The following is a 12,985-nucleotide window of genomic DNA, read 5'->3' on the forward strand; positions in this document are numbered from 1 at the left end:
ATAAAGTAGACTTATTCACGTCAAGTCCTTGCGCCTTGCTACTTCTTTTGCCAGTCTATTATTACCTGTAGGATGTTAGAACTCGAATCAATTGATCGACACCATGGAGAGTGCTTAATGAACAAGCAACACAGATTAAAGCGTACTTTAAAACAGCTCACTGGACTATCTGCGCTGGCATTATTCACCTGCTCTGCCTATGCAGATAACTGGCGTTACGCTCACGAAGAATACGCAGGCGACGTACAAGACGTGTATGCCTATAAGTTTAAAGAATATATCGAAGATAACTCAGACCACACCTTAAAGGTGTACCGCTTTGGCGAACTGGGTGAATCTGACGATATTATGGAGCAAACTCAGGCTGGTATTCTTAACTTTGTAAACCAATCCCCAGGCTTTACCGGTGCGCTAATTCCTGAAGCACAAATCTTTTTTATTCCTTACTTAATGCCCACTGATATGAAATCTGTGGTGAAGTTTTTCCGTGAAAGTAAGGCCATTAATGAAGACTTCCCTAAGCTATATTCAGAAAAAGGCTTAGAGCTACTGAAGATGTATCCTGAAGGCGAAATGGTAGTGACGCTCGATGAAGTCGCAACCACGCCAAAAGAGTTAAACAATAAGAAAATTCGAGTAATGACTAACCCATTACTGTCAGAAACTTACTCGGCCTTTGGCGCCACCCCCACGCCACTTCCTTGGGGTGAGGTTTATGGTGCCCTGCAAACCAATATGATCCAGGGGCATGAGAATCCTATCTTTTGGATTGAATCGGGCAAATTATATGAGGTATCACCTAATCTGATCTTTACCGGTCACGGCTGGTTTACCACCGCTATGATGGCCAACCAAGACTTTTATAATGGCCTGTCTAGTGAAGACAAAACCTTGGTTCAAGAAGCTGCAGATTATGCCTTTGAAGAAATCTTAGGTCATATCGACGGGTTAGCCGATAGCTCGCTGAAGAAAATCACTGATAGCAGCAGTAAAGTGACGGTCACACGCTTGACTGATGAACAAATTGAAGCCTTTAAAGAGCGCTCACCACAAGTTGAAGAAAAATTCATCGATATGGCTGGCGACAGTGGCAAAGCATTGTTAGAGCAGTTTAAGCAAGACCTTAAAGACTTGTAATAACGCGTCGCGAATAAAGCCCCGCTTGGTGGGGCTTTATTTTAACCTACCCTTGCTGTGATAAATGGCTCTATAACCGTAAGCACTTGGCTACCCAGCCTAATGACAGTGCTGTTTTAGGTCTTGTTATAATGGCTTATCACTATATTGGAGTATAGCTATGTCTGAGCCTACCCCTGAGTTAGAAGATGATATTCCTGCCTATACATCAGGCTTGCCTGGTATTTTAGGGGTAATCGATGAATGGATCGCCCGTGGCGAATCTGTGATGTTAGCCGCTGGTGTATTATTAATGGCACTGAATACCTGTGCTAACGTGATTGCTCGTTTTATTTTTGGTGAAGGTTTCTTTTTCTCTGGTGAAATTAACCGCATTCTAATTATTTTTATTACTTTTGCTGGTATTGGTTATGCCGCACGTCATGGGCGCCATATTCGTATGTCTGCACTGTACGACTCATTACCGGCAAAATTAAGAAAATTACTGATGATTCTTATCGCCTTATTCACCGCATCTGTGATGTTTTTTCTCGCCTACCATTCTTATGAATATATAGAGACGCTGTATAGCCGCGGCCGTATTTTACCTGCATTAGGCTTTAAAATTTGGTGGATTTATGTGTGGGCTCCTATCGGTTTTACCGTAACGGGTATCCAATATTTACTTACAGCTGTTAAAAATATCACTAGCCCAGATGTGTATTTATCTACCGGTGTGGTAGACGGCTACGCCGATACCGAAACGGAAGTATAACTTGGTATTAATCACCATAAAAAAGGCATAAACCATGGCAACTATATTAATGGCCATCATGATTGTCCTGCTCTTATTAGGCTTTCCTATGATGATACCGCTGATCACCGCCTCAGTGGTTGGCTTTGTAATGATCTTTGATGGCTTCGGCCAAATGGGCACCTTTGTGCAGCAAATGATGGCCGGCATACGTCCTGCCTCGTTAATTGCGGTGCCCATGTTTATTTTAGCGGCGGATATTATGACCCGGGGCCAATCGGCAGACCGCCTGATCAATATGGTAATGGCCTTTATTGGCCACATTAAAGGCGGGCTGGCCATTAGTACAGCCACCTCTTGTACATTATTTGGTGCTGTATCTGGCTCAACGCAAGCCACTGTGGTGGCGGTTGGCTCACCGCTGCGCCCTAAAATGCTAAAAGCCGGTTATTCTGACTCTTTTACCTTGGCACTGATTATTAACGCCAGTGATATTGCCTTTTTGATCCCGCCAAGCATTGGTATGATTATTTATGGGGTGATCTCTAAAACCTCTATTGCTGAGCTCTTTATTGCCGGTGTCGGCCCAGGCTTATTGATTTTGGCGATGTTCTCTTGCTATTGCTTATATTACGCTCACAAGAATAAAGTGCCTACTGAGCCCAAAGCCAGCTGGTCTGAGCGCTTAACCGCCTCTCGCAGAGCCTTATGGCCACTCTTCTTCCCAGTCATTATTGTGGGCGGGATTTATGGCGGTATCTTTAGCCCTACCGAAGCTGCGGCTGTATGTGTGTTATACGCTTTTATCTTAGAGTTTTTAATTTTCCGCTCACTTAAACTGCCCGAAGTGTATCAAATAGCTAAATCGACGGGGCTTATCACTGCAGTGGTGTTTATTTTAGTCGCTGTGGGTAATGGCTTTTCTTGGGTGTTGTCATTTGCTCAGGTACCGCAAGTCATTTTAGAATCGGTTGGGGTAAACGATGCCGGCCCTGTAGGCGTTTTAGTGGCCATTTGTATCGCCTTCTTTATTGCTTGTATGTTTGTTGACCCCATAGTGGTGATCTTGGTGTTAACCCCCATATTTGCTCCTGCCATTGCAGCCACCGGACTGGATCCCGTCTTAGTCGGGGTATTGATTACGCTACAAGTAGCCATTGGCTCGGCGACCCCACCTTTTGGTTGTGATATTTTCACCGCCATCGCTATTTTTAAACGCCCTTATATGGACGTCATTCGTGGTACGCCGCCCTTTATTTTTATGCTAGTCGTAGCGGCTGGGTTAATTATTGCCTTCCCCGACATCGCGCTATTTTTACGTGATGTGGCTTTTCCAGATGAATAATGCTGAACAGTAAGCTTAAGCGTAAGGGACCTCTGGTCCCTTAACCTAGAACTATTTTTGACCAAGGAGTGCTGCGTGTTTAATAAAATAGTAGTAGCGGTAGATGGTTCTGCTTTATCACTTAGGGCTGTAGAAAAAGCAGTACATTTACAAGGCTTAATCCCCCATGCCGAGATTTTTCTTATTTGCGTCTATAAGCACCATAGCCTATTTGAAGCTAGCTTATCGATAGGGCGGCCTGTGGACATGGATATTCCCGATAAGGTGTTATCTGACTACGCTAAAGAAGTGGTCACCCATGCCAAAGAGCACGCTTTGTCTGCAGGGGCGACTCAAGTACGTGGTTTTGTTAAAAGTGGTCGCCCTTCAAGAGTGATAGTCCGATTTGCTCGCGAAAAAGAAGCCGATTTAATTATTATCGGCACACGCGGTACTCACAGTGATAAAGACGGTATGCTGCTGGGCAGTGTGTCCCATCGCGTGACCAGCGCCGCCAAATGCCCAGTACTCGTCGTTTAACACTCAGCTCTTATAAGACCAGTGCTTATTGTCAGTTAGTGGCTTTAGCTTATCGCTTATAGCTGACGGCCTGTCACTTAGTCACAAGTCTGTAAAATGTCATAGTGTAGGAAGAGCCAGTAGGCTTGCCTTCGCCAACTCGCTTAACCCGCATCCATGCGGCGCTCGGCAAATGCCATCCCTGGCATTTGACGGTTGGCTACGGCAATGCCTCCCGTCTCTTCTTCATGTTTCGGTGCCGACTGTTTGTAGTGACAGGCTGTAAGCTTGGTGCTAGGCGCTTGGCGCTATCATTTCATCCCTAAACGCTTGGCCAGTTTATGTAAGTTACTGGCATCCACCTCTAATACACGGGCGGCTTTCGCCCAGTTGCCTTTGCTGTGGGCTAAAGCCTGCTCAATCGCTTGGCGTTGGGCATGGCTGGTTGCCAACTGCAAACTAACCGGGCACAGATGATCAACCGCAGGTTCGCTAGCAGTCGCAGCCGCCCTGCTTGCTGTTAGGCTTGAGCCTTGAGCTGCACCTTCCATTGCGCACATATCCACTAAGCCGGCAGACAAATCAAGCAAGGCTGGCTCTAGGGTAATAATGTCTTCGCGCACCGCGCCTTGACTAATGGCTTTAATTGCCGCTCGACTGATCACGTGCTCTAACTCCCGCACATTACCGGGCCAAGAGTAATGACATAATGCCGCCTCAGAGGCAGGAGACAAACGTAAACTGCGCATCCCAAGTCGGGTTCGGTTAAGCTCCAAAAAGTGCCCAGCCAACACCAATACATCTCGCCCCCGTTCACGAAGAGCAGGAATCGGTACCGGATACACAGATAACCTATGATATAAGTCGGCTCTAAAGTGTCCCTCACGCACACTCTCGTGTAGCTGGCGATTGGTGGCGGCAATAATGCGCACATTTACTTTGCGCGGCGCATCTTCTCCCAAACGTTGTATTTCACCATTTTGCAGGGTTCGCAATAACTTAGCTTGAGTGCTTAGCGGAAGCTCGCCTACCTCATCTAAAAATAAGGTTCCGCCATCTGCGGCTTCAAAGCGCCCCGCTCGCGCTTGATGCGCCCCTGAAAATGCCCCTTTAACATGGCCAAATAATTCACTTTCGGCCAAAGACTCAGGTAAAGCCGCACAATTAACTTGTACCAATGGCTGCTGACAACGTCGTGAGTTTTGATGGAGTCGATGAGCAAATAAGTCTTTTCCCACCCCAGTTTCACCGGTTAACAACACAGGTAACTCAGAGTCCGCTACCACATCCAGCTCTTTTAATAATGCATTTAAGCGCGCACTTTGGCCTAAAATTCCCCTTTGCTGGCGTTTGGCACTCTCTTCAGGCATATCTTGGCGCACCAGTCGCAAACTGCGCACATCTTGTTCTAACTGCGTCATTCTAATGGCCGCGGCCACGGGTAATGCTAAACGCTGCAAATAGTCTTTGGCATCGTCATTAAAAATCCCCACCTTGGGGGCATCTAGCGTAAGCGCGCCCCATAAGTTTCCTTCTACATAAAGGCTAATACCCATGCAGTCATGCACATGCAAAGGCTCTCCCACATTCAATGCTAATAGCCCATCGTAAGGATCAGGCAAAATAGAGTCAGGAGGAAAAGACACGGTTTCTCGCTGAGCCAATATCGCCGATAACCTAGGGTGCTTAGCAATAATAAAGCGCCGCCCTATCGCGTCTTGTACTAGCCCATCAACCGCCACCGGCATCAGCGCCTCACTCTCTAGGCGTAATAAACACACAGCCCCAGCCCCAAAATACTCTCGCAAAATGCGTACCAAATTCTGGAGCCGCACGGCACTAGGGAGCTCAGTGGTGAGTTCGGCTAATAGCCTATCGTAAATCATGGTCTTTTATACCTTTACGGGGTTTTATTTACCCTATTACATTGGGGTAAATAAAACCATTAAATATTCTATACAATAAAAATCAATAACTTAAAAGTGGCATATTGCTTGCTAATTAAGAGTGTAACTCATTAGTTTTCTCTGAACTTTATTCACGACCTCATCAGCCCATTTATCTGGAGAATTACACCTTGCTTCACTCTCATTTTCTTGCTTTTTCTTTATCGCACCAGGAGGTGTTTTATGGCTAATTATCGCCGTTTGTGGACGATATTAATCATCGTTCTTGCTATTAGTTTTGCCATTCTTGGCTATTTTGGCCGAGAAGTTTATCGCACTGCGCCTCCTATTCCGGCTCAGGTGATCAGTGACAGTGGCACCTTACTGACGACCAAAGAGGGTATTTTAGATGGCCAAACCGCATGGCAGTCTGTGGGCGGCATGCAGCTAGGCTCTGTTTATGGTCATGGGGCTTATCAAGCGCCCGACTGGACCGCCGACTGGTTACACCGCGAGCTATTAGCTTGGTTAGAGTTAGCCAGTGTTAAAGAGTACGGCCTACACTTCGCCGACTTAAACGGTGATCAACAAGCTGTACTCAACAGCCGCTTGAAAAAAGAATACCGCACTAATACCTATAACGATGAAACTGGGGTGTTAGTTATTTCAGACTTGCGTACTGCGGCCATGGCAAAAACCGCCGAGTATTATCACAGCTTGTTTGGCAATGATCCTGAGTATCGCAACTCACGGGAAAGCTTTGCCATGAAAGAAAATACCTTACCCAGTGCAGAGCGTCGTACCGACTTAACCAACTTCTTCTTTTGGACAGCCTGGACGGCGAGTACAGAACGCTACCCAGGTGAGGCAACCTATACTAATAACTGGCCACCTGAGCCGCTGATTGATAATAAGCCCAGTGCTGAAAATGTAGTCTGGTCATTAGTCAGCATAGTGTTACTGGTGGCTGGTGTCGGTGGCTTTATTTGGGCTTGGGCTTTCTTACGTAAAGAAGACGAACAAGCCCCCCAGGCCCCGGTAAAAGATCCCTTAACCAACTTTAAACTCACGCCATCACAAAAATCATTAGGCAAATACCTATTCTTGGTAGTGGCGCTCTTTACCTTCCAAATTATGTTAGGTGGCGCCACCGCACACTACACGGTAGAGGGTCAGCATTTTTACGGCTTTGAGCTCTCTAAGTGGTTCCCTTACAGCCTGCTACGTACTTGGCACTTACAAAGCGCCTTGTTCTGGATTGCTACCGGCTTTTTAGCCGCTGGCTTATTTCTTGCGCCCATTATTAATGGTGGTAAGGATCCCAAGTTCCAAAAGCTAGGGGTCGATATCCTGTTTTGGGCACTGGTTGCGGTAGTGGTCGGCAGCTTTGCCGGTAACTACTTAGCCATTGCACAAGTGATGCCTGAAAACTGGAACTTTTGGTGGGGCCATCAAGGTTACGAATATGTCGATTTAGGCCGTGCATGGCAGATTGGTAAGTTTATCGGCTTAGTGTTATGGCTAGTGTTAATGCTGCGTGCCATGGTGCCCGCATTGCGCCAACCCGGCGAAAAACACATGTTACTACTGCTAACCTGTTCAGTAATTGCCATTGGGCTATTTTATGGTGCCGGCTTCTTCTACGGTGAACGTACTCATATCTCGGTAATGGAATACTGGCGCTGGTGGATTGTTCACCTGTGGGTAGAGGGTTCCTTTGAAGTATTTGCCGCCGTCGCCTTAGCCTTTATCTTCTACAATATGGGGTTAATTTCTAAACGTATGGCCACGGTTGCCAGCTTAGCGTCTGCTTCTTTGTTTTTAGTCGGCGGTGTTCCTGGTACTTTCCACCATATGTACTTCTCAGGCACCACAACGCCAGTGATGGCGGTGGGTGCTACCTTTAGTGCGCTAGAAGTAGTGCCACTGGTGGTGATGGGCTACGAGGCGTGGGAAAACTGGAGCCTAAGAAAGAGTGCTCCTTGGATGGAAAAAATGAAGTGGCCCTTAATGTTCTTTGTGGCCGTGGCTTTTTGGAACATGCTAGGTGCTGGGGTATTAGGCTTTATGATCAACCCACCTATAGCGCTTTATTACATTCAAGGTCTCAACACCACAGCCGCTCACGCCCACGCTGCCTTATTTGGGGTGTACGGTTTCTTGGCTTTAGGGTTCACACTCTTGGTGCTGCGCTATATTCGCCCTAACCTAGTGTTTAGCGACAGTTTAATGAAAACCGCTTTTTGGTGGTTAAATGGTGGCTTAATACTGATGTTGTTCACCAGTTTATTACCGGTTGGCGTGATCCAGTTTATAGCCAGTGCCAGCGAAGGCTTATGGTATGCCCGCAGCGAGAGCTTTATGCAACAAGGTTTATTGCAAACACTGCGTTGGATACGCACCTTTGGTGATATCGTATTTATCGTGGGTGCCTTAGCCGTAACCTGGCAGGTGATTATTGGCTTACACTCAAGCGGCAAACAAGCTGAGCACGATAATATAGCAGAGCAAGACACCCCAGAGCTGGCTGCTAAGTAACATTAGCCAGCCTCCTTATATCAAGACCGCTACGGCGGTCTTTTTTATACGCTAAGCTTAGATAAAACAGTACGGCACTTTCATTTAGAGTGCTAATGGTTAATAATTAAACATCAGGATACAAATAATATAGGAGGCGTACTATGAATATTCAATCGCCATTTTCGGCAGGTTTACAGGGCTATCAAAGAGCCGCCGATAGCGTGACAGATGCGTCTCTTAATATTAGCCGTGCCAACGTAAATACACTGGCGAATGAGTCTCAGGCTCGCCCAGAGGTGAATCCTGATCAATTTGTTGATGCCAGCAAAAAAACCATGACCGATAATCTTGTTCAACTTAAAGAAGCTGAGTTACACGCACAAGCTAATGTCAAAAGTATTAAAACAGCAGACGGCATGCTCGGCACACTGATTGATATTCGGGTGTAATATGCAAATACCTCAAGCTAACCAAACCTTATTTCCTCTTGCTGAGCCCATGGCGGCCAGCCAGATCAAACAAGATAACGCACAGCAGCCATTGATCACTCCGGTTAATGAAACCGACGCTTCATCGCAACAGCAATCGGCAACAGACGGCTTTACCGCCTCTGAGCAAAAAGATCTGCCTGAGCTTTATAACCGCCAAGGCCAAACGGATAAAACAGCCCAAGCCGACACGCAAACTGACGAAGCCAGTGCTACTAACAGTGCTAAAGCGCCTGAAGAAGCATACCAGTCTCAAGCTACTGGCCAGAAAAATGTGGCGGGTAAAGAGCTAACGGCCGAGCAACAAGAAGAGTTATTACAACTTCAACAACGCGATCAAGAAGTGCGGGTACATGAGCAACAACATGCCAGCGTAGGCGGCCAGCACACAGGCTCAGCCAGTTATGAATATGAAACTGGCCCCGATGGTAAGCAATATGTGGTTGAGGGATCCGTATCGGTAGACTTATCCCCTGTGGCCGGCGACCCTAATGCCACCATAGAAAAAATGCAGCAAATTAAAGCGGCCGCGCTGGCGCCCGCTGAGCCCTCAAGTGCCGATAAAGATGCCGCAGCCCGTGCCGATCAGCTGATAGTAGAAGCCAGAGCCGAGCTTCAGCAAGCCAATGAGCCGGAAACTGAAGACAGTCCACTTGATGGTGAGCCCGCGACGACTAATACGGCCCCCACCGAGGCTGCCACTAGCTCAACACCTGTAACTAAGTCGCCCACTGACATTGCTACAGACACGCCAACCGCAAAAGATGCCAATGGCCAAATGGAGCAAAGAAATCAAGTGATTGCCGGCGTCTATGGCCAAGCTGCTAAAGCGCAGTCGCAACAACTGCTCAATCTCGCTTAACGCTCTGCAAACCCTCAAACAAACAGCGTTAGGTGATACGCCATACTAAAAATGCTCGACTTCGTTTTAAAGTATGGCGTAGAGCGTACCGCTTTTTCTTAACTTGACGCAGCCTTCTAACCTTGCAGGTTTACCCTCCGTGACTTCATTAAAATACATAGCTCACTATCCCGAACTCATTCAAGCACAGGCCCAACGGCTTATCGACAGTGGCAAACTTGGCCCCTACCTTGAGCAAAAATACCCAGAAAACCACCCCATACAAAACGATAAAGCCTTGTATCAATATGTGACTGAGCTAAAAAATCAATATATGCGCAAGAGTGGTCCGCTTTCTCACGTTAGCTACAACAGTAAACTCAAGGTGCTTAAACATGCGCTGGGGGTTCATACCTTTCAGTCGAGAGTACAAGGCAATAAGCTTAAATCCCATAACAGCATCACTGTGGCCAGTTTATTTAAGGAAGCACCGCCCGCCTTTTTACGCATGATAGTGGTGCACGAACTGGCGCATTTTAAAGAAAAAGATCATAACAAAGCTTTTTACCAACTCTGCTGCCATATGGAACCAGACTATCATCAACTGGAGTTTGATACTCGGCTGTGGTTACATTGGCGTGAGTCATTTTAGATAAGCGATAATAGCTCTAACCCGCACAGCCATTATATTTTTTGTTAATAAAGGGCACAGTTATGCTCAGCCACCTCTCTTTAACAGCACGACTTAGCCTAATGTTCAGCATGGCTATGCTAGCGATTTGGGGAGTGGTGAGTCTGGTATTAATACAAGCTCTCGATCATCATTTTGCTCAACAAGATAAAAGTGATATTCAAAGTAAAATTGTGTTAGCCAAACAGCTTATCTCTGAGCAATTACAAAGCAGCCAGCCCACTTGGCCGGCCATTGAAAACAACTTAAACCAGATGCTTGTCGGCCACAGCGGCTACTATTTATTAGTGAGCGACCAGCAGGGTCAAACGCTAGCCTGTGCAGCTCCCACAGGGTATCAAGAGCCCAACTTATATATAGGTACTAAAATAAGGCAACTCACCAAAGGTTGTCATCAAGGTGGGAGGCGCTATCGCAGTATGACAGCATCGATGGCCGTTGACTTGGCCTTGTTTGACACGGCTCTAGCAAATATCCCGACAGAAAATAAACAGGATATGCACACTATCTCAATAAGCGTCGCGCTAGATACTCGCTATCACCAACATTTTATTAATGAAATAAAACTAGGTTTAACTTGGCTAACCGGCGCCATTGCTTTGATCTCAATACTGCTGGGGTGGTTGGCCTCGCGTACCGGCCTAAAGCCCTTACGTAGCCTAGCTTCACTATCGGCAAGAGTAACAGCTGACCGGCTTGATCATCGGCTTTCTCTTGCTAATTCTCCCCCTGAGCTACATCCGTCGATTCAGGCATTTAATGATATGTTAGATCGGCTAGAAGATTCTTTTCAGCGACTAACGGCTTTCTCTTCAGATATTGCTCACGAATTGCGTACCCCCATTAACAGTCTAATGATGCAAACCCAAGTGGCTTTGGCACAACCGCGCCATAGTGAAGAGTACCAAGAAACACTCTACGCTAATCTAGAAACCGCAGAACGATTGGCACGCATGATCAGTGAACTGCTATTTCTAGCTAAGTCAGAACAAGGTCAATTAACCATGCAGACTAAACCACTGGCATTAGACGATGAGTTAGATGAGTTAATTGAATTTTTTGAGCCGTTGGCCAGTGAACATCAGGTGCGCTTGCACCGACAAGGCCAAGCTTCCTTGTTGGGTGACAAATCTATGTTACAACGAGCATTTAGCAACTTACTTACTAACGCGATTCGTTATACGCCAGCACAAAGAGAAGTGCGCATCAAGATTAGCCAGCATCGGCAAGGTGTCACTGTGGCGATTGAGAATCCCGGACCGGTGATCCCACCAGAGAAGTGGGCACACTTATTTGATCGTTTCTACCAAGCTGATCATGCTCGCCAGCCCACCACAGAAGGGACCGGGTTAGGTTTAGCCATTACCCACGCGATTATCACCGCCCACCACGGCACCATTTCCGTCCATTCAGATGCACAAGCTACCTGCTTTAGCGTTTGGCTTCCTCATACTTAATGATTGATAACACAGCACCTGCGCCTCTGTAATATAACAGTTACTTTATGCCTCCCTCGCGCTGCTGCTGACGAATATAAGCAATAATATCCTCGGCTTCTGCTTTCGTGACTCCGGCTATCGGTGGCATATCCCCAAAGCGCCAATGATGGGCGCGCACCCCATTAGCAATCGCACGATAAAATGATGCATCACTGTGATGTGAGGGCACGTACACAGGATGAATAAAGGAAGGTCCTTGACCGGTACCTGTTAGGTTAACACCATGACAACTGGCGCAATTATCATTATAGGCTTGCTTTCCTTGTGTTGTGCGAGCCGATAAATCGACTTGCAAAAAATAATTTGCCCCCACCGCCAGTAACACAATCGCCATCACGGCCAAAACCCATAGCCAACCCTGCTTTTTATTCACTTTTCTCTTCATGATAACTTACCCTTTTTATTGCACTTGTATCAGGCCTTTCATGCGTTTAAAACCAGAGTTTAACCCCAGCCAACCAGCGCGTTTCTTCGCTAGCTTCGCCTTCTGCTCGTGCTATATCGGCACTATTACCCAGCGTCGCAGCCCATTCCCAGCCTAAATAAGGCGCAAACTGACGATCGATTTCATAGCGCAGGCGCGCACCGACTACTAGTTCAGATAGACCTTGACCTTGGCCGCGTTCAGCATCATTTTTACCATACGCGGTCAATTCTGCTCTGGGTTGTAATACCCAACGCTGGCTTAAGAGAAGCTCATACTCTCCTTCAACGGCTAACGCCGTTTGTCCATCGTCACCCAAATAGGCTGTAGCATCGAGTTCGAACCAATAAGGCGCCAAGCCCGCCACGCCTAAGGCCAACCAGCCCTGTTCCGGTCCGTGACCCGTGTCATAACGCACACCCAATTCACTGTTCCAAAATGTGCTCAGTGCATGACTCCATAACAGCTCGGTGCTGGCTTCCGCCAACTTGCCTTGCGCTATGTCACCTTCTGCTTTTAGTACGGCTCGGTTGTAATCACGACCAATCCAAGCGCGGGCGTCAAAAGCTAAGGTATAGCTTTTATCGTTATCCACTCGCTCTAACCTATCAACCAGCACACCGTAAAAAGTATGCTCGTCAGCCAATCTTAACTGACGAGAGCCGGGCAACGCATAGGGCCCGTCTTCCAAAGTGAAACCACCGGAATAGTCATGGGGCTCTCTGGCATCGGCGGGCGCTGAGCCCCCCTGCATCTGCATGCTACCGTGATCCATACCCTGCATCTGGCTGTGGTCCATGTCCTTCACTTGACTGTTTTCCGGTGCTGAGCCGTGCCCAGCATGCGCGCCTTGAGCCAATGCAGCGCCAACTGGCAGCACCGTTAAAGCCAGCAATATACTGTTTAATCCGGATTTCATGGTC

At 47.2% G+C, this 12,985-nt stretch carries 12 protein-coding genes; 9 read left to right on the forward strand and 3 right to left on the reverse strand.

Going from position 1 to position 12,985, the window contains the following annotated elements:
• Positions 1-117: 117 nt before the first annotated feature.
• The 4 genes from J3U76_RS10815 (at position 118) to J3U76_RS10830 (ending at position 3,734) form a co-directional block, all read left to right on the forward strand.
• Positions 118-1,137, forward strand: a complete 1,020-nt coding sequence (locus J3U76_RS10815; RefSeq protein ID WP_208005983.1) for a TRAP transporter substrate-binding protein — start codon at positions 118-120, stop codon at positions 1,135-1,137.
• Between the two features lie 160 nt (positions 1,138-1,297).
• On the forward strand, positions 1,298-1,891 hold the full coding sequence (locus J3U76_RS10820) for a TRAP transporter small permease (RefSeq protein ID WP_208005984.1): 594 nt from the start codon (positions 1,298-1,300) through the stop codon (positions 1,889-1,891).
• 34 nt (positions 1,892-1,925) lie between these two features.
• Positions 1,926-3,215: a TRAP transporter large permease gene (locus tag J3U76_RS10825; RefSeq protein ID WP_243454210.1), complete on the forward strand. Its 1,290-nt coding sequence runs from the start codon at positions 1,926-1,928 to the stop codon at positions 3,213-3,215.
• 75 nt (positions 3,216-3,290) lie between these two features.
• Complete coding sequence (locus J3U76_RS10830; protein ID WP_341534339.1) at positions 3,291-3,734, forward strand: universal stress protein; 444 nt, start codon at positions 3,291-3,293, stop codon at positions 3,732-3,734.
• A 290-nt stretch (positions 3,735-4,024) separates the two neighbouring features.
• Here the strand turns inward: J3U76_RS10830 and norR are convergent, their stop codons facing one another.
• Positions 4,025-5,599 (reverse strand): nitric oxide reductase transcriptional regulator NorR, encoded by a 1,575-nt coding sequence (gene norR / locus J3U76_RS10835; RefSeq protein WP_208005985.1) that lies wholly within the window; start codon positions 5,597-5,599, stop codon positions 4,025-4,027.
• Positions 5,600-5,842: 243 nt separating this feature from the next.
• Between norR and J3U76_RS10840 the strand changes: the two genes are divergently transcribed.
• From J3U76_RS10840 to J3U76_RS10860, 5 genes are all read left to right on the forward strand, one after another.
• On the forward strand, positions 5,843-8,137 hold the full coding sequence (locus tag J3U76_RS10840; RefSeq protein ID WP_208005986.1) for a nitric-oxide reductase large subunit: 2,295 nt from the start codon (positions 5,843-5,845) through the stop codon (positions 8,135-8,137).
• 143 nt (positions 8,138-8,280) lie between these two features.
• On the forward strand, positions 8,281-8,568 hold the full coding sequence (locus J3U76_RS10845; RefSeq protein ID WP_208005987.1) for a flagellar biosynthesis protein FlgE: 288 nt from the start codon (positions 8,281-8,283) through the stop codon (positions 8,566-8,568).
• 1 nt (position 8,569) lies between these two features.
• The gene (locus J3U76_RS10850) at positions 8,570-9,469 is read left to right on the forward strand and encodes a putative metalloprotease CJM1_0395 family protein (RefSeq protein WP_208005988.1); all 900 of its coding nucleotides are present in this window, start codon (positions 8,570-8,572) and stop codon (positions 9,467-9,469) included.
• A gap of 139 nt (positions 9,470-9,608) precedes the next feature.
• Positions 9,609-10,100, forward strand: coding sequence for a YgjP-like metallopeptidase domain-containing protein (locus J3U76_RS10855; protein ID WP_208005989.1), 492 nt, complete (start codon positions 9,609-9,611; stop codon positions 10,098-10,100).
• A gap of 62 nt (positions 10,101-10,162) precedes the next feature.
• Entirely contained in the window at positions 10,163-11,596 is a 1,434-nt protein-coding gene (locus J3U76_RS10860) for a heavy metal sensor histidine kinase (protein ID WP_208005990.1), read from the forward strand.
• A 40-nt stretch (positions 11,597-11,636) separates the two neighbouring features.
• Here the strand turns inward: J3U76_RS10860 and J3U76_RS10865 are convergent, their stop codons facing one another.
• Together J3U76_RS10865 and J3U76_RS10870 are read right to left on the reverse strand one after the other, a co-directional pair.
• On the reverse strand, positions 11,637-12,023 hold the full coding sequence (locus J3U76_RS10865) for a c-type cytochrome (protein WP_208005991.1): 387 nt from the start codon (positions 12,021-12,023) through the stop codon (positions 11,637-11,639).
• 46 nt (positions 12,024-12,069) lie between these two features.
• Positions 12,070-12,981 (reverse strand): copper resistance protein B, encoded by a 912-nt coding sequence (locus J3U76_RS10870; protein WP_243454212.1) that lies wholly within the window; start codon positions 12,979-12,981, stop codon positions 12,070-12,072.
• Between the last annotated feature and the right edge of the window lie 4 nt (positions 12,982-12,985).

This window comes from Oceanisphaera pacifica, from assembly GCF_017498065.1.
Taxonomy (GTDB): Bacteria; Pseudomonadota; Gammaproteobacteria; order Enterobacterales; family Aeromonadaceae; genus Oceanimonas; species Oceanimonas pacifica.